This window comes from Methanoregula formicica SMSP, assembly GCF_000327485.1.
GTDB lineage: Archaea > Halobacteriota > Methanomicrobia > Methanomicrobiales > Methanospirillaceae > Methanoregula > Methanoregula formicica.
The window spans coordinates 871,098-889,170 of sequence record NC_019943.1; the positions used below are offsets into that span (position 1 = coordinate 871,098).

Below are 18,073 nucleotides of genomic sequence, written 5' to 3' on the forward strand. Positions count from 1 at the left end.
GGGGGCCCTGCACATTTACATCCCTATTCCTTTCACCACATCGGCGATCTGGTCTGCCTGCAGGTCTTCCAGTTTCAGGTATTTTGCCCCCATCTCCTGCGACAGGGTCTGCGCGAGCCCGAAGGCGATATACCCCTTCTCCGAATCGATGACGAGCGAGGAGATCCCTGCATCCTTTATGCGGGCAGCAACCTCGTTTGCATCGTCCAGCGGCGAACCGGATCCCCGGCTCACGTTCGCCTTCCCGTCAGAGATGAGGATAAGCCGGGGAATGGTGTGCCGGTTGATCATCTTCTCGCGCTGGAGCACTTCGAAGGCTTTCGAGAGCCCGTGGGCGAGCGGGGTCTTTCCCCCGACCGGGAGCTGCTGCATATACTTCCGGGCCAGCTCCACGCTGGATGTCGGGGGAAGGAGGACTTCAGCGGTCTTTCCCCGGAATACCACAAGGCCGACGCGGTCGCGTTTCTGGTAGGCATCGATGAGGAGCGAGAGGATGGCACCCTTGACCGCAGTCATCCGCTGCTGGGCGCCCATGCTCCCACTGGCATCGACGACGAAGAGGACGGTGTTCCCCATCTTCCGTTCGCGGACTTTTTCCCTCAAATCCGAGGATTCGATTTTAACTGCAAGCGGCCCTTTCCTGTCTTTCTGGTGGGGGGCTGCCGCCCGGATCGTGGCGTCCAGCGCAATGTCCGGTCCTATGGTCTCGGGAATCCGGCTCCGGACATATTTCCCATCCCGGGACTCGGTCACGCTCCTCCTGCCGCTCCCATCCCGCTTGAATGAATCGATCCGCCGCGGCGTGGCCAGCGGCTTCTGGTTGACTTTGAACGGCTGCCCTTCGGCGAACTGTGTTGTCGTCGATCCGTCCGGTGTCGTGTTCTCCTTTGGCTTCTGGTTCTCGGGGTTCTGCTGCTGCTGTTCGGGCTGCTTCTTTTCCTGTTGGGACTTCTCTATGGACTGCTCCACCTTCTCCTTGTCCATCTGCTGGTCGGAGAATGGCTGCCTGCGCATGCGGTGGGAGAGGACGAGTTCGGCTGCCTCGCGGACATCCTCTTCCGTTACTTCTTTTCTGCCGTTGAATGCCGCGATGGTTGCGGCGGTCTTCAGCATCACGATATCTGCCCGGTGGCCGTCGACTGCCATGTCGATGCAGATCTGTGCGATCATGGCGAGCATCTCTTCGGATACAGAGACCTCCGGCAGCAGTTCTTTTGCTCGTACAATGCGCTCTCTCAGACCCTGTTCTTCCTCCTGCCATGATTCGATGAATGTGCCAGGAGCCTGTTCGTACGCCTGTCTCCGGCGCACGACCTCAACCCGCGTATCGGCATCATCAATCCCGACGATATCCACGCAGAGCCCGAAACGGTCGAGGAGCTGGGGCCGGAGTTCGCCCTCTTCCGGGTTCATCGTTCCGATCAGGATGAATTCCGAGGGATGGACATAGGAGACTCCTTCGCGCTCGATAATGTTCATCCCCATTGCAGCAGCGTCGAGGAGGACGTCCACGATATGATCGTTGAGGAGGTTCACTTCATCCACGTACAGGATGTTCCGGTGTGCTTTCGCCAGTACGCCGGGCTCGAACTTCCGCTCACCTTTCTTGAGGGCATACTCGATATCCAGACTGCCGACCACTTTATCTTCGGTGGCGCTGATCGGAAGTTCGATAACTTTCATGCGGGTGGTCTTCACCGTGAGTGTGGATACGCGTTCCCAGCATTCAGGACAAAGTCTTTTGGAATCTGATGGATCACACCCGCAAGTACACCCATCAACCACCTGCTTATCCGGGAGGAGGCGGGCAAGGGCCCGGGCTGCCGTGGATTTTGCGGTCCCCTTCTCTCCCTTGATCAGGACTCCCCCGATACGGGGGTTGATTGCATTCAGGAGCAGCGCCTTCTTCATCTGCTCCTGGCCGACGATGGCGGAGAACGGGTATATATCGTCGAAATGGTGCATTCGTGTACCTTGCTGGTTGAATTGCGAGACCGTCGCTCAGTGCCGGTGGGTGTGCTGCTGTGCGGCTGCGACGCCGGCTTTCTGCCCCTGGGTCTTCTGGATGGATTGCTCCATCTTTCCCGTATCCATCTTCTGTTCTGAGAACGGCCTCCGGCGCATGCGGTGAGAGAGCACCAGTGCTGCCGCTTCCCGGATATCTTCATCAATCACGGCGTTCCTGCCGTTATATGCTGCAATGGTTGCCGCGGTCTTCATCATCGTAATGTCGGCACGGTGACCGTCCACGGCCATGTCGATACAGATCTGGGCGATCATCTTCAGCATGTCATCGGATACAGAAACCTGCGGGAGCAGTGCCTGTGCCCGGACAATTTTTTCCCGCATTTCCTGTTCCTGCGATTCATATATGCGGGAGAATTCATCCGGTGTATCCTCGTATTTCTGTCTCCTGCGAATCACTTCAACGCGTGTCTCTGCATCGTGGATCCCTTCGATATCCACGCAAAGCCCGAACCTGTCGAGGAGCTGGGGCCGGAGTTCTCCCTCCTCCGGGTTCATCGTCCCGATCAGGATGAACGCGGCCGGGTGGACGTAGGATACTCCTTCGCGCTCGATGAAGTTCATTCCCATGGCCGCGGCATCCAGCAGGACATCGACGATATGGTCGTTCAGGAGATTGACTTCATCCACGTACAGGATGTTCCGGTGCGCCTGGGCAAGGATACCGGGCTCGAACTTCTTCTCGCCTTTCTTCAGTGCGTGTTCGATATCCAGGCTTCCCACGACCTTGTCTTCCGTGGCACTGATAGGGAGTTCAACAACCCGCATAGGAGCTTTCGTGACCTTCAGGTTCCCGGCATGCGCCTGACAGTCAAGGCAGAGTCCTTTCGAGTCCGCAGGGTCACACCCGAAGATGCACCCGTCAACAACCTGCCGGTCCGGGAGGAGGCGGGCAAGGGCCCGGGCTGCCGTGGATTTTGCCGTCCCCTTCTCTCCCTTGATGAGGACGCCCCCGATACGGGGATTGATCGCATTGAGAAGGAGGGCTTTCTTCATCTGTTCCTGGCCGACGATGGCGGTGAACGGGTAGATGTCGTTGAAGTGGTGCATATGGGGGCTCCGTAATCTGGCGTAGTGTCAGGACATTTATACTAAAAATTTCTGATACGCATTATCTGTTAGATCAATTAAAGATATTTTAGCATTTAGTGTTACCTATTTTGTTTTCATAGTACTCAATCTAACGAATAAATATAATTTTAACATCGGGAGAGAAAAGATCTCACCATCAATGAAGGTGAAATTTTAAACCGGCGCTTGACAGGGGTGTAAATCAAATTGAACTTAATTGAGACATATAACCTGACAAAATATTATGGCGATCTCTGTGCTGTGGATCACCTTACGTTGTCCGTGAACAATGAGATCTTCGCGCTCCTCGGGCCAAACGGTTCCGGTAAAACAACGACTGTGCTGATGCTGACGACGCTGCTTGGCCCCAGCGAAGGACGGGCAGAGGTCTGCGGGTTCGATATCCTGAAGGAAGGTGAGCAGGTGCGGAAATCCCTTAGTTATGTTCCGCAGGATATGGCCGTTGATATCAAACTGACCGGGCGGGAAAATGTCCGGTTCTTTGCCGATTTGTACGGCGTCCCGGATGCAGGAAACCGTGTTGACGAAGTTCTTGCTGTCATGGAGCTGACTGACCGGGCAGACGATCTCATCAGGACATATTCCGGGGGGATGCGGCGGAGGCTGGAGCTTGCCCAGGCGCTTGTCCATGAACCCAAGGTCCTGTTCCTTGACGAGCCCACTATAGGGCTCGATGTTGCCGCCCGGAAGAAGATCTGGGAGCATATCCAGACTCTGCGAAAGAAAGGGATGACAATCTTCGTCACCACGCATTATATGGACGAGGCGGACCAATTCTGCGACCGGGTCGGCATCATCAGTAAAGGCCGGATCGCTGCCCTTGGTGCGCCTAAGGAACTCAAGGCACGGCTGATGAAGGATGTCATCACTGCCAAAGTCGAAGGGACATTTGTTCCCCCGGAGCTGGAGGGGATTGTTTATCTCGGCAGCAATAATGACGAGGTCTCCTTCACCGCCGAGAATGGGCAGGAAGCGCTCCCAGCTCTTGCAGATGCTCTTGGAAAATCCGGGGGGGTCGTCCGATCGATGTCGTTGCGGGAACCTACGCTCGATGACGTATTTATTCAGGCTGTCGGGCAGCAGGAAGAGTCCCACGGTTTTGACTATAACAAGTTCAGGATAATGCTGCGGAGGAGAAAATGAACGGCACTGTCACCTATATGAAACGCGATTTTGTCAAATGGGGCCGGGGGAAAGTTGCCGTCATATCTGCGCTGATCATGCCGGCTGCCTGGCTTGTTTTTGTAGGGCTGGCCCTGCCGGTGAAGTTTACCGGGAATTATCTCGATTTCATCGTGCCGGGGATCCTTGTCATGACCATGCTCTCGGCAGGGCTCTCCGGGGGGGCGCTCCTGATGTTTGACAAGATCCTCGGTTTCCTCAATAAGTTCCTTGCCCTCCCGACCCCCCGGAGCAGCATCCTTGTCGGTAAGATCCTCTTCATCACTGGCCGAGGACTGATCCAGGCAACCATCATTCTCGCCATAGCGTTTCTCATCGGAGCAACCCTGATGAATCCCGTTCAATACTGCCTCACGTACTTCATCCTCTTCCTTTTCGGTGTCATGATCTCGGCATTTGCAACAACTATTGCATTATACCTCGAAGATCACGATTCATATTCAGCCTTCAACACGATGATCTCGATGCCACTCTTTTTCACGTCAAGTGCCCTGATGCCCTACAATGTGATGCCGGCGTGGCTTGCAACCATCGCCCATCTCAACCCGCTCAGTTATGCTATCGATGCAGTGCGGGATGTGACTGCGGGCGGATTCCCTGTGATTCCCATTCTGATTCTCTTCGTTCTGACAGCCATCCTTCTTGCAGCCTGCGTGCAGGTCTTCCGGAGAGTGACGATATGAGCGTAACTCGTTCGACCCTCTTTGCCTTGATAAGTGTCGTATTTCTTATTCTGGCGGCAGGATGTACTGGACCAGAAAAGGTGCAGCCGACAAGCCCTTCTCCATCGGTGGAGCCGGTTGCTGTTGGCGTTTCAAGCCAGATCACCGGGGCCTGCACGCCTGTCACGATCACCCAGACGGACGGTACAGAGATAACCCTTCCATGTCACCCTGAGCGGATCATCGTTACCAACAGCAATGCCGCCGAAATGATGATCGCGATCGGGGCCGGGGATAAGATTCTGGGTGTCACCCAGTCCACGACCAATGTTTCGTATATCATGGAGAAGATCCCTCAAGCGGAGAACATCGGGGACTGGCAGATCCCCAATGTCGAGAAGATCCTGGCCCTCCACCCGGACGTGGTGATCGCGTACGCGAGCTCGAAACCCAAGAATACAGACCAGCTCGCCGCGGCAAATATCACGCTGGTGTATCTTGACTGCTTCCGACTCCCGACGCTTGCGCACGATGCCCGTGCCCTTGGGACGCTGACCGGGCACAAGAATGAGGCAGAAGTGTACGCCCGGCTCGTTGAGGATACGGTGGCGGATGTGACCGCCAAGGTCAAAACGATCCCGGAGAATTCGTACCCGGCCGTGTACTCGGAGTCGTATACGGATTATATGGCAGCTGGCCCGGGGTCCGGCTCGGATGAGCTTCTTTCGCTTGCCGGGGGGAAGAACATTGCTGAGGACGTGGCCGCGTCATCCATGAAAATCAGTACCGAATGGGTGGTTGCACGCCAGCCCACGTACATCTTCAAGGTGATCTCTTCCGGCAACTCAAAACCATTCCCGGAGATCCATGCAGCGCTCGTAAACCGGACCGGGTGGGATACGATTCCGGCCGTGAAGAACGACCGGGTCTATCTCTTTGCAAACGATGTCCAGTACGGCCCGCGGGCGTACATCGGGCTCGTATACACGGCGCAGCTTCTCCACCCGGACGATTTCCGTGAGCTGCACCCGCGTGCGATGCTGGATGAGTACGCTCTGCGCTATGTCTCCGGTACGAACCGGACCGGGATGGTCTATCCATGACCAGTGCCTGAGTTCTGCCCGATGAAGTTCTCGCAATGTATAGTACTGTCTGTGGTTTGATACATGATCCTTCTGGAGCTTGAAAGACGGTAATAATTGAAGCAGCATTTGCTTATGTTTTGCTACCGTAATCATCAACGCAGTCAGAAGATATTGAAAACCGGCAGCGGCCGAAAAAGAAATCACTCGATATTACCACAGGCCGCACTCTGGTCTCAATAAATATACTTCCGGTTCATCGGCGATCCATTATATCGTTTGGCCAGTTTTAAACGCATATGCACCAAGAAAGAGCATCCCGGTTGCAGTAGCCATGAGAACAAGGCAATCCGTGAGAACCGGAAATGCCGACATGCCTATGAGGAGTCCCCGCAGGGCATCCACCCCGTACGTCAGCGGATTAAACAGTGAAAAAAAAGTTATTCCGGCAGGAAGGTTTTCAATCGGGAACATGGCCCCTGAGAGGAGGAATACCGGGAATAACAGAAAGTTCGTAATATTGTAATAATCATGGACATCCCGCAACCGGGATGCCAGGATCAGTCCCATGCTGATGAATATTATGGATATCAGCAGCATAATAACCAAGGATGCGGCCAGCTGGAACAATCCCGTCACCTGAAAACTCATCAGGACTGCAAGTATGATGATAATGATCGATTGAAACAATGAAGTGGTCGCTCCTCCCAGTGTCCGGCCAAGCATGATAGAAACCCGGCTGGCCGGTGTCACCATGATCTCTTTTAAAAAACCGAACTGCCGGTCGGACAAAACAGATAATCCAACCATGGATGCAGTGAACAACAACGTCATCCCAATGATCCCTGGGACAAAATACTGGAAATATCCTATGGATGAGGGTACACCCGGAATATTTATCTGACGGAATCCCAATCCCATAAAGATCAGAATAAAAATCGGCATCGCAATCGCATTTATAATCCTGAACTTGGTTCGTGAGAATTTGATCATTTCACGCAGCCAGAGAACGTATACCGCTTTTGCTTCGATCATTATCGTGTATTCCTCCGAATATAGGCACGAACTTGGTCTCGGGAAGAGCCTTTCTGGTCCCGGATAGCAGAGCCGGTATAGGCAAGAAATGCCTCCTCAAGACTGGGTTTCGTGACGGTCACTGAAGATACGGAGATCCCCTTTGAGAAAATGTGTCCCAGAATCGACGGGATCTTTTTTTCCGCGTGAGTCATGGATATCGTGACCGCGTGGTCACACGAATTTATGCTTGTTGTCTCTCCGTATTCCCTGAGGAGAGTTTTGATTGTCTCGATGTTTTTTGTGTCCGATTCAATACACACGAAATCTTCACCGGCTTTTATCTTCAGGTTCTCCGGAGTGTCGAGGGCAATGATCTTTCCATGATCGATGATGGCGATCCGGTCGCAAAGGAAATCAGCCTCTTCCAGATAATGTGTCGTAAGTATCAGGGTGATACCGAGACTGTGGTTTAATTCACGGATGTAATGCCATATTTTTCTCCGGGTCTGCGCATCGAGACCAAGGGTCGGTTCATCAAGGAAGAGGATACGGGGACGGTGCATGAGTCCCCGTGCAATCTCCAGCCGTCTCCGCATACCCCCGGAGTACTCCCGGACCACCTGATCAGCCCTGTCCTGCAGATCAACCAGTGCAAGGACTTCCCTGATCCGCTGCTCTCTCTCGGCAGATGGCATATCGTACATCATGGCGTGAAAATCGAGATTCTCCCGCCCGGTCAGTTCGATGTCGAGGGAAGGATCCTGGAAAACGATACCGATCATTCTCCGGATTTTATCCGGATCGGTATGAATACTATGTCCCGATATGGTAGCAGTTCCGTGACTGGGCTTGTCCAGCGTTGTGAGGATGTTGATAATTGTCGTTTTTCCCGCGCCATTGGGCCCCAGCAGGCCGAACAGTTCCCCTTCCTGCACAGTAAGGGATACCGCATCGACCGCGGTCAGCGATCCAAACGAGCGTGTCAGGTTATCAAGAACGATTGCGTCCATACGGTCTCTCCGTAATACCGAAAAATGAATTAGTGGGGGCGATTGGCTTTCACTTTTGCGAGGACGTCCCGCATGGACTCACCCCAGGATCCCACATCCTCATGGGTGAAGATATCGACATTCCCCCCCTGGTGGTCGCCTTCGGTCACTTGGTCCTCCATCCAGGACTCGATCTCCAGGTAATTATTTCTGAGATCCTGCAGGGTCTGCTCATCAGCATCCCATAATCCCCGCTGTTCGGCTTCCAGTAACCTGCGTGCTATCTCTTCGAGTGCATAGGGGTTGTTTTCCTCGAAGAATTCCCGCATCTCGTCATCGTTCACAAAAGTATTGGCAATATCGTCAAAGATCCAGTCATCGACTTCCTGGGTCGAGGCCTCCCAGCCATAGACATGCGTGATCCTTCGCATGATATCGGCAGCACCTTTATACCCGTGTTCTTTCATGCCTTCGATCCATTTCGGATTGAGGAGTTTTGTCCTGACCACCCGGCGGATCTCGTCAGAGAGGTCGCGTACTTCTACGTTCTCCGGTTCCCGCGTGTCTCCGTAATACGGTTTCACGTCCTTTCCGGAATAATGACGGGCTGCTGCCGTCATCCCCCCCTGCGTGCCGAAATAGCAACAGCACCCGAGGAGATCGTATTCGTCGGAGATGACACTGTTGAACGTCACTGCAACGGTTGACAGGCTGGACGCCAGGTGTTCGTGGGCTGCCGTTCCCTGGATATCTTTTCCGTACGCATACCCGTTCCAGACCACGAAGATATCGGCAAGATCTGCCTCGGTCTTCCATGCACTTGCGAGAACTGCAAGGTTCACACCGCTGGAGTACGTGCCTGGCGGGGATGAAAAAATACGGAGGGTGGCATCTCTCCAGGACGTTCCCTCCTTCTCCTGCATTTTCTCAAGGGCATGTTTCCGGACGAAGTTCTGTTCCGTAGGTTCGTCCAACGCAGCCACAGCCTGAATTGCTTCATCAAGTAATTCATAACAGTTCGAGAAATTGTCCCGCAGGATACCTGACGATCTGATAGTGACATCAATCCGGGGACGGCCGAGTTTTTCCAGAGGGATAATGGAAAAAGCCCGTACCTGCCCATTGGACTGCCATACCGGTTCGACCCCCAGCAGCGCCATCAACTGCGCGTACATCTCCCCATCGGATGACATTACATCCGTGCACATCCAGTAAAACCCGATATTCTCCGGGAGCTTGCCCTCTTCTTTCTCGTATTTTGCCAGGATGGATTCTGCAAGCCGTTTTCCTACTCTCCATGCAGGTTTTGTCGGCACTTTGTACGGATCCAGCGAATAGAAATTCCGACCGGTAGGCAGAACCTCCTCATGTCCGCGGGAGATCTGGCCGGAAGGTCCGGCAGAGAGATATCCGCCCGCAAGTCCGTTGAGCAGTGACTCAATCTCCCTGGATTCATCGACTCTCTTGTTGATATCGAGGATCCTTGCGCGGATCTGGTCGAGTGCTTTAGCTTGAGCGGGACTAATCGGTCTGCCGAATATTTCCTGCGATGATGCCGGAGTATCCGAGAGAGCTGAGTCGATGAATTTTTTTGAGGTACTTTCGAGCCGTTCGAGCAGTGCCCCGTACGATGCCTGGTGCTCGTCCGAATACTTGTTCTGGTTTGTCAACAGCTCGGTAAGGTCAAAGCCCATCACTTCGGCAATTGTGCGGCGGGCAGAGGGATCGCCGGTATCGAACCGGATGATGGAATTGATGAAATCCAGACGTTTATCTCCTATGGGAAGTTCGCCGAAGATATGCATCCCGGACTGGATCTGGGTATTCCGGATTTTCGATAAGGCCTCGTGCGCACGGCTCACAACTTCGGAGAGGGGGAGATCGTGGGTGAGATGCATGTCCTTGTCGAGGTTAATTGCAGTCACCGCATCGATAATCAGGTGCTGGAGTGCATGGGCACGGGCTGGATCGATCTTGGCCGTTTCATACTGGCTGAGAAGGTTATCGAGTTCCTCGAGGCCCTCGTACAGGCCCCCCTGAGTCATAACCGTCTGCATATGATCGCAAAGAACCGCATATGCCCGGCGTTTGGCAATTGTACCTTCGGGGGGATTGTCGGAATTGTAAATATAGATGTACGGGACTGTGCCGGCTGCGATGTCCGGGTAGCACTCTTCGGATAAGCCAAGCCCCTTGCCGGGCAGGAACTCCAGCGTGCCATGCGTGCCGACATGGATGACAATATCAGCTTTCTGAATGTGTTCGATCCAGTAATAGGTGGCAAGGTACTGGTGCGTTGGGGGACAATCCGGATCATGCAGGATTTTACAGACCTCTCCATCGCACCGTGCACCGTAACACCCGCGTTTTGGCTGGACGTGAACCGTTGCGTTGCCGTATGAGACCCCGACGATCAGGATCTTGTTGTCATATACCATGCCGAGGCCTGGCGGCTCGTTCCAGGTCTCAGTCATTTTCTGCTGGACGGCGGGCGGGAGTGATCTGAAATAAGGGAGATAGGTTGACATCTCCATCTGCATCAGAGCGCCCCCATGAGAGACGATATCCTCGATCGTGGTCCAGCGGAACTCGGACTTCGCCCGCTTGTCAATAATTGTCTGGATCAATTCCTTGCCGGATTCCGGGGCCGAGACGTTGTACCCCGCCGCTTTCATGCTCTGGAGGATCCGGGCCACGCTCTCGAGGGAGTCGAAATGGGCCCCGCCTCCGATGTTCGCGTCGGAGTTTCCGCAGGGGCTGTTGTTCAGGATAAATGCCACCTTTCTCTCATGTACCGGCTTTTTCGCAAGGGCGATCCATTTCCTGACGCGAAGCGACACTTTCCTGATCCGGTCCGCAACGAATTCCTTGGTGTTGTTTCCATCGGAGATACTGCCGCTGGACCCGATATAGATCGGTTCGATAACACCATCGAATTCGGGCATTGCCACCGCATGACCGGTGTCGTGAGTCAGGCCCTTCGATTCCTTCCATTGCTCGACCGTCAGGTACCCGGAGACGACCGGCTGGAAAATTGGGATATTGAGGGTTTTTAAAAGATCGATACCGGAAATAATCGCCGTTGTGCTTTCAAACTCCCCGGTCTTCGTGGCTCCCAGGAGATAGGGTACCAGCTTGATAATCGCATCGACACGAGAGACCCCGTTCTTCATGAGGTAGTGATTGATGTCCTCGGCAATTCCCCGGGCTCCCACGCCTTCGTCCCGTGCCCAGTACGTGAACATGGGAATAACATTCATGCCCTCCGATTCCAGCTGGCGGATCAGCGCGTCCTCGATTGCCAAGTTCCCCGCAATCCACCAGAAGCGCAGGAAGATGACACTGACCCACGGGGCATCCCGTTTTTTGGGTTCATACCATTTCAGGTAATCCTCGGTGTTGGAGAATATTTTTTCGGCATCCGGATGATAGATACCATCCCACGGGAGTTTTGCCGGGGGATCCACCGGAACATCTGCGTTGAGCAATTCCTTTCCCAGATAATTCAGGAGGTTTTTGAGATTGTCATCGCCTCCGTAGGTAAAGTAAATCTGGCACCCCGATACGATCTCCGGTTTGACTGTCGACAGCGCCCAATAGGAGGGGTCACCGATGCTGACAACGGGTACTTTCTGACCAATGGACTTGAGTTCCTTATCGATCTGGTCCCAGACCAGTTCGGAACTGTGGTGAATCAGAATAATATCCGATTTTTTCATCTCCTCCAGTGCATTGTCCAGTTTTTCCTGGGACTGTCCCAGTACCGTTGAGGAAAAGAACGAGAGATCGATTCCCTCCTTTTCCGCAACCCGCTTCAGTGTGGGCCCGTACGCTCCCATCATGATCGATGTGACTTTCATTCTGATCTCTCCATGAATTTCCCCAACAGATTCTCCCGGTCATTCAACCGGTCCGGTTGCTGGCCATGTCGGCAGATTTTCCGGTTGAATATCGCGTGAAAGCTAGTGAAGATCTGATGTTGTGATCATCGGCATGTATTCTTAAAAATGTTACGAAACTTCATACTCTGAGTTAACAATATAATAAAAAAGACTACTTAGTCTTATGGAAATAAAATTTATTGTTAATATTGGAAATTCAAAATATACAGACACGGATTGGGCTTCATGCAACCATCTTGGGCAATCATCGCAGGTCTGGCAATGATTCTATGCTGTTATCCTGCTCATGCTGCCGATTACTGGACGGGAGAAGATGTATGCGGGGGCGTAAATGACTGAGCTTCACAAAAATCACGACTTCTCCATTGACACTGTGATAATTTGTTGGCCAATCCTGAACCCAGATTGCCCCAGACCACACGAAGAATTGCATTGTGATGGCACATTGCATCCGTCCAGTCATTATTTGGACAACATCTAATTTGATCAACAGAGAAATCCACATAAGCTCCTGACAGCGAACATGGAACAATATGCCAGTATGCAAATGCCTCGCTTGTCCCGCCTACATTGCTTGCTATTACACGAATGGTATGATTTCCTGCAGTTGCACTATCCGCAGCAGGTGTTGAATAACTCGCAGAATGTCCATAGGTCTGTTGAACTAAACCCCCATCATAGTAAAAACTCAATGTGGCTTGTATACCCCCATCCATTAAGGCAGTAAAAACTGAAGACTGATTCGAGCCTACTCCCACACTTGCATGAGTTGGGGATAAATGTACGACCGGCGGACTCGGTGGCGGGCTTCCCATTTCAGTTCACCTCCCGCCAGCCGTCGCGGATGAGATACTGCGGGAGCACCCAGCCATCACAGAAAACCATGTTCCTGTTTCTCCAGACCGGCTCTTTCACGGAATATTCCTAGCGGACCAGATAATGGTCGTTATATCCGATATAGGGCTCTCCTTCAGAAACATCGAAATATTTTACGGATTCTTTATCCAGGCTACTAATGACGGGTAGTCTCCCAAAAAAAGATTTCATTCTGTCTACTTCATTTATATCCAGTAGGATATCCAGTAGGGCCGATGGCTGGTAGCAGACAACCGTGCGGTTCTTAGGCTTACCGAGCAGTTTGAGGCCCACGTTAAGATATGTGCCAATGACTGCAAGATGGTTCATCATAAGTATCTGAAAATTTTTAATACGATTGATTTGTCGAATTTGTAATTGTTGGTTTAAGTCGCCCCGCTAAAACAACTTCAACCCCCCATCCTTTGAGGGTTGTGTTGGAAAGCTTCTCGTTATCATGTGTTAAGGTGGAAACGTGCATGATAATTTTCTTGTCTGCGGGCATCATCTCAACTCCTGCAACATGCAAGTCAGAACTGTTTTCTATCCGTTTTAATTCAGCATATACTTCTTTTATTTCATCCTCAATTTCTGAGTCATGGATAACATATATCGTCCAGTTTCCAATTTTTTTATTTTGTAGCATATCAATTTCTTTTTTATCCTGGATATTATAGGCATAGATGATCAGTTGCTGGTTGGCTGTATCTACGCCCCATTTACTAATCCCGAATTTTCCGAAAAGAATGATGTCATCCATTTCATTTTTCAGTGAATCCGGAAGATCTTTCGTTACATTTTTCCGTTCTTCCCATGTATCAGGGTAAATGCGTAATGACTGAGTCATAGTTTTCAATCCCTCTGTATTATTAGAATTCATTTCATTGAATAGCCACAATCCGCTGCAAATAACGATTAAAATAATCACTATAGCAATGATGATTATCGTTGATCTTTTTATTGCCATTACAATTCACCAAAGTTCCACAGTTCCGTTATGAAATATTCTGAAGGTTACAACAATCCGATCCTGATAGTGAATGCAATCAGTAAAGCCAATAACCTCTTTAATCTGAACTCTCGTGAAGTAACCCTCATTTATTGGATATGGCATCTGATAATGTTCGGGCCATTCTCCTTTTTGGATGTTGAGATCGCCGTATTGAAAGAATCGCCAATTACTCCAATTTGTGTATCCTCCCGGTCCTCCAAGATATTCAGCGGTCATGTCATGGTTAACAGCTAAAGGATCAGGGAGATCCGGGGTCCATCTTCCCACGACGAATACATTCTTGTTTGCCGGCGAAGCAGGTAAAAAAGGTTGCTCTGAACAAGTTTCATTCCGTCTCCATTGGCAATTTGCTAATATGCCGCTGAATGGACCGCTATTTCCGGTATATGCAAAATTTATTGCAGCATTTTGTGTACACGTAGCATTCTGCCATTCGCTTGCACTATTCGGGCGCCATTGACCAATCATCACATTCGGACCAAATGTAATAAAGGGGCCCAGAGGATTGCAGGAGTCCGGATCATACACATACCAATCGCAAATTGCTGAATTTGAACCCCCCTCATTCCACGCACGGGCTTCAACAATGTGGTGCCCCAAGGTTCCTGCCCCGGCATTGTAAGATAAACTGGTTCCTGAACCGCTGATCACAAGGGTGCTATTAAAATAAATTGCAATTGAGCAGGAGATGTTTGTGGTTGCGGTAAATGTCCGTGAGGTTCCGACAGGATCATATCCCGGACAATTCATTGAAACGTTCGGCGGACTCGGCGGCGGGCTTCCCATTTCAGTTCACCTCCAGGAACCCGTCACGGATGAGATACTGCGGGAGCACCCAGCCGGTACAGAACACCATATTGCCATCTTCAGAGTATTCTTCATGTTGCCCGTACAAAGACAATTCTCCAACTTTCGATCATAACCTCGGAACCGAGAATTTCCGGAGTGATATTGATTACTTTAACATACACCGTTTTTTTACAGGAATCGGGACTCCATGACCCTACGTGCTGGAGAGGGTGTTCATTTGCCCACTGTTTGACGTAGTTTTCATATGCATCCACTGCAGTGTTGTTGTAGATTTCAGGATCCTGAATCCATCTGATCGTCCAATTATCAATAACCTTATCCGGTTTCTTGCGTGTCAGAGGACTACAATTCAGATATATAGTCACCGTTTGTCCTGTTTCATTCGCTTCCCAGCTGCTGAAAAAAGAACGTTCATCAGACTGAGTGTTATTTATTTCTTTCATGATGCTCATGGGTAACGAGGTGTACGTTTTTTCGGGTTGCCCCATATTTTCGAATTGTGGCATTCTCAAGGAAAAAAAAGACGCAATTACAAGAATTACAATAGAAATTACAAGAAATATTGTTAAATTTTTACCGTTGATATTCAATTATCATCATCCCTGGAGGACTATTCGGTATCTACCATTCCTCATTCGACATCACCGTTTTCATCGATTAGAAAAGAGGCAATTTCGGTATAATCAACAGGTCGATATTTAATTGAGTTTGTGTCACAATCAACATAAACATCGTTCAATTCTCTTATACTAACTTCCGTCTTCGTAACTTGATGAGTTACTGGGTCTTTATACCCTTTCGGCATTTGAATTAATTCATCATAGTTATCTTTCTCATTTATCTGAATATCAGAATTCGTATACTGGAAGAATCGATAATCTTCGAAATTTTCTAAATCATCCTCGTTTTCTGCGACAACATCATGTTGCAAAAGATTACCATTTGCATCTTTCCCTACAATAGAGACAAGATAAATTTTCTTATTGTACTCTTGTGGGGGCGTGAATGATTGGGAAGCGCAAAAATCACGACTTCTCCATTGGCACTGTGATAATTTACCGGCCAATCCCGAGCCCAGATTACCCCAGACTACACGAAGAATCGCATTGTGATGGCACATTGCACTCGTCCAGTTATTATTTGGACAGCATTTAATTTGATCAATGGAGAAATCCACATAAGCTCCTGACGGGGAACAGGGAACAACATGCCAGTACGAAAATGCTTCGCTTGTCCCACCTGCGTTGCTTGCTACTACACGAATAGTATGATTTCCCGCAGCTGCGCTATCTGCAACAGGTGTTGAATAGGTCGCCGAATTTCCATAAGTCTGTTGAACTAAACTCCCGTCATAGTAAAAACTTAAAGTGGCTTGTATACCTCCATCAATCGTAGCAGTATATTCCGATGATTGACTCGAACCCACTCCAACACTTGCATGGGTGGGATATAATTGCACGATTGGCAGACTTGGCGGCGGGCTTCCCATATCAGTTCACCTCCAGGAACCCGTCACGGATGAGATACTGCGGGAGCACCCAGCCGGTACAGAACACCATATTGCCATCTTTCCATACCGGCTCTTTACTGTCATACCAGTCGTAGACCCAGTACCGGTTGTTATACGCAGAGAACAGGGCACCATCCTCAACGAGAGGAGTCCCGACCGGGGCGTGTTTGATCCGGGAGAGCATTGCGGGGAAATCTGTCAGCAGCGAAGGGTTTGCCTTGCGCCGGGGAATGTCGAGATACATTGTCGGCTGGTAGCAGACAACGGAACCATGATCGGAACGCATGGACAGTTTCATGGCATCCGATCCGGCAGCACCGATTACGGCCAGATCATATTGCTTCCTGCGTAACGCATCCATGAATCCTGCAAAATCAAAGCGGAACCACTTGAGATTTGGATAGATATCCCAGTACTCCGCAGGGAACGATCCGACTGCGATGACACGTTTCTTCCGGTCTTTTGGCAGTTTCATTCGCGGAGTGACTTCTTCCCTTGTTAACCGCTCCGGGTTGTAAAACTGTTTTGTTGTATCAATACAGGGACCATCGACCGGACCGGATGTTTTTGTCAGTACTCTTATTACATTCCTCGCGTGGATCCGGTTCCAGTGCCACATGGGATCGATTTTCGTAATTTCTGGTGAGTCCCAGCACCGGTCCCTGATCTCTGTCATGTGATTAGCAACATGACGCTTCCAGTCTGCCGAAAATTCATTCGCGACTATCTCGTTAATATTGCTGAACAGGTCGATATAAGCTGCAGCGCTTGCATGTATTCCATAGGTGATTTCCAAGGTAAATGCATCATATCCCTCCGGGAGCCATTGCTCGAACTGTTCCCTGCTTTTCGTGGCTTCAAGAGGGATGGAATAATGATTACAGTTATCAGACAGGTACCGGTGGACATCGTATTTCCCTTTGATAGCCTGCAGACATGCAACGCGTTTACCTTCGCTCTTCAACATTTTTTCAAGAAGGATGGCGGTTGTGGTTTTCCCCTGGTTCGGAATTGAGGCGATGACATAGAGATCGGCCATTCTATCACTCATTTCTTTAATATTATTTTAAGATAAATGGGGTATAAAATGACGATCATTTTAATATTCGTAGCAATTATTGCATAATAATATTAAAAAAAATCTCATCAACCTCCCTTCTTATGATTGTGCCACCATTAAAGCGAGAGATCAATTTCTAAGATTCAAACATGGAGTTTGGGTATTTGAACTTGAGAGAACGGACAATAAGCAATTTTTTACACTGATGAAGATCGTACTGCACGCCCCGGTGACACTTCCATTGGCGCAGGACCGCGGGATCCTATCAATGCATTGTTCCCGCACTTCCCTTCGGACAAATCAATTGCGAGACCGCTCTGACACTAAGTGTATCGCACAATCTTTCGGCTGTAATTACAGAAGTCTCATCCTGTCCTGCGATAGCACCCCTTACCAGATACGGAATCAAGTCATGATCATAAGCTGCCAGATATGTTGACAAAACGCAATTTGTGGCACTAAGGCCTATCATTACCACGGTATCGCATCCACGCTCTTTCAAGAGAAATGCCAGATTCGTTTTATTGAACGCATTCTGATAGGTTTTTACCACTTTCAGATCGGACTCACGTACTTCTACTTCGGGAAATAAGTCAAACTGTCTGTTCCCTGGAGTTATACCCTCTTTGCGATAATTATGATACGTGAAGATGACCGGAGCTCCGGCCTTCCTGAATACCTTGATGGTCGCGCACATCGTGGACAACTTTTCTTCAACGGATCTTTTTAATCCCGGGGACATCTCCAACCATCCATTTTGCAGATCAATGGCGATTAATGCGGCGTTCATCCTGTTCCCCCTTTAACATACTACAGCATGGCTGGTTTAGCGAGTAATACGGTATCCATAAACTCCCGGATGACAGCGAAATCAT

At 50.4% G+C, this 18,073-nt stretch carries 14 protein-coding genes; 3 read left to right on the forward strand and 11 right to left on the reverse strand.

The window, feature by feature from the left end; genetic code table 11:
• Positions 1–15: 15 nt before the first annotated feature.
• Positions 16–1,965: a putative cobaltochelatase gene (locus METFOR_RS04410; RefSeq protein ID WP_015284903.1), complete on the reverse strand. Its 1,950-nt coding sequence runs from the start codon at positions 1,963–1,965 to the stop codon at positions 16–18.
• A 36-nt stretch (positions 1,966–2,001) separates the two neighbouring features.
• Entirely contained in the window at positions 2,002–3,075 is a 1,074-nt protein-coding gene (locus tag METFOR_RS04415; RefSeq protein ID WP_015284904.1) for an ATP-binding protein, read from the reverse strand.
• A 228-nt stretch (positions 3,076–3,303) separates the two neighbouring features.
• Between METFOR_RS04415 and METFOR_RS04420 the strand changes: the two genes are divergently transcribed.
• The 3 genes from METFOR_RS04420 to METFOR_RS04430 all read left to right on the forward strand — a co-directional run bounded on the left by METFOR_RS04420 (position 3,304) and on the right by METFOR_RS04430 (position 6,064).
• On the forward strand, positions 3,304–4,260 hold the full coding sequence (locus METFOR_RS04420) for a daunorubicin resistance protein DrrA family ABC transporter ATP-binding protein (RefSeq protein WP_015284905.1): 957 nt from the start codon (positions 3,304–3,306) through the stop codon (positions 4,258–4,260).
• Complete coding sequence (locus tag METFOR_RS04425) at positions 4,257–4,982, forward strand: ABC transporter permease (RefSeq protein WP_015284906.1); 726 nt, start codon at positions 4,257–4,259, stop codon at positions 4,980–4,982. Before METFOR_RS04420 ends, METFOR_RS04425 begins: the two co-directional genes overlap by 4 nt.
• 80 nt (positions 4,983–5,062) lie before the next feature.
• The gene (locus METFOR_RS04430) at positions 5,063–6,064 is read left to right on the forward strand and encodes an ABC transporter substrate-binding protein (RefSeq protein ID WP_158491349.1); all 1,002 of its coding nucleotides are present in this window, start codon (positions 5,063–5,065) and stop codon (positions 6,062–6,064) included.
• 249 nt (positions 6,065–6,313) lie between these two features.
• Here the strand turns inward: METFOR_RS04430 and METFOR_RS04435 are convergent, their stop codons facing one another.
• The 9 genes from METFOR_RS04435 to METFOR_RS04485 all read right to left on the reverse strand — a co-directional run bounded on the left by METFOR_RS04435 (position 6,314) and on the right by METFOR_RS04485 (position 17,988).
• Positions 6,314–7,078, reverse strand: a complete 765-nt coding sequence (locus METFOR_RS04435; protein ID WP_015284908.1) for an ABC transporter permease — start codon at positions 7,076–7,078, stop codon at positions 6,314–6,316.
• Entirely contained in the window at positions 7,078–8,070 is a 993-nt protein-coding gene (locus tag METFOR_RS04440; protein ID WP_015284909.1) for a daunorubicin resistance protein DrrA family ABC transporter ATP-binding protein, read from the reverse strand. The genes METFOR_RS04435 and METFOR_RS04440 overlap by 1 nt, the downstream gene beginning before the upstream one ends.
• Before the next feature lie 29 nt (positions 8,071–8,099).
• Positions 8,100–11,909, reverse strand: coding sequence for a cobaltochelatase subunit CobN (gene cobN, locus METFOR_RS04445; RefSeq protein WP_015284910.1), 3,810 nt, complete (start codon positions 11,907–11,909; stop codon positions 8,100–8,102).
• Positions 11,910–13,155: 1,246 nt separating this feature from the next.
• Positions 13,156–13,773: a hypothetical protein gene (locus METFOR_RS04460; RefSeq protein WP_048110810.1), complete on the reverse strand. Its 618-nt coding sequence runs from the start codon at positions 13,771–13,773 to the stop codon at positions 13,156–13,158.
• 6 nt (positions 13,774–13,779) lie between these two features.
• A complete protein-coding gene (locus METFOR_RS15250) occupies positions 13,780–14,604 on the reverse strand; it encodes a hypothetical protein (protein WP_015284914.1) in 825 nt (274 codons plus the stop codon).
• A 92-nt stretch (positions 14,605–14,696) separates the two neighbouring features.
• Positions 14,697–15,116 carry a hypothetical protein gene (locus METFOR_RS04470; protein WP_148277595.1) on the reverse strand — a complete coding sequence of 140 codons (420 nt, stop codon included), beginning with the start codon at positions 15,114–15,116 and terminating at the stop codon, positions 14,697–14,699.
• A 143-nt stretch (positions 15,117–15,259) separates the two neighbouring features.
• Complete coding sequence (locus METFOR_RS15255; protein WP_015284915.1) at positions 15,260–16,117, reverse strand: hypothetical protein; 858 nt, start codon at positions 16,115–16,117, stop codon at positions 15,260–15,262.
• Position 16,118: 1 nt separating this feature from the next.
• On the reverse strand, positions 16,119–17,189 hold the full coding sequence (locus METFOR_RS04480; RefSeq protein WP_148277596.1) for a hypothetical protein: 1,071 nt from the start codon (positions 17,187–17,189) through the stop codon (positions 16,119–16,121).
• A 274-nt stretch (positions 17,190–17,463) separates the two neighbouring features.
• Positions 17,464–17,988: an isochorismatase family cysteine hydrolase gene (locus tag METFOR_RS04485; protein ID WP_015284917.1), complete on the reverse strand. Its 525-nt coding sequence runs from the start codon at positions 17,986–17,988 to the stop codon at positions 17,464–17,466.
• Positions 17,989–18,073: the final 85 nt, after the last annotated feature.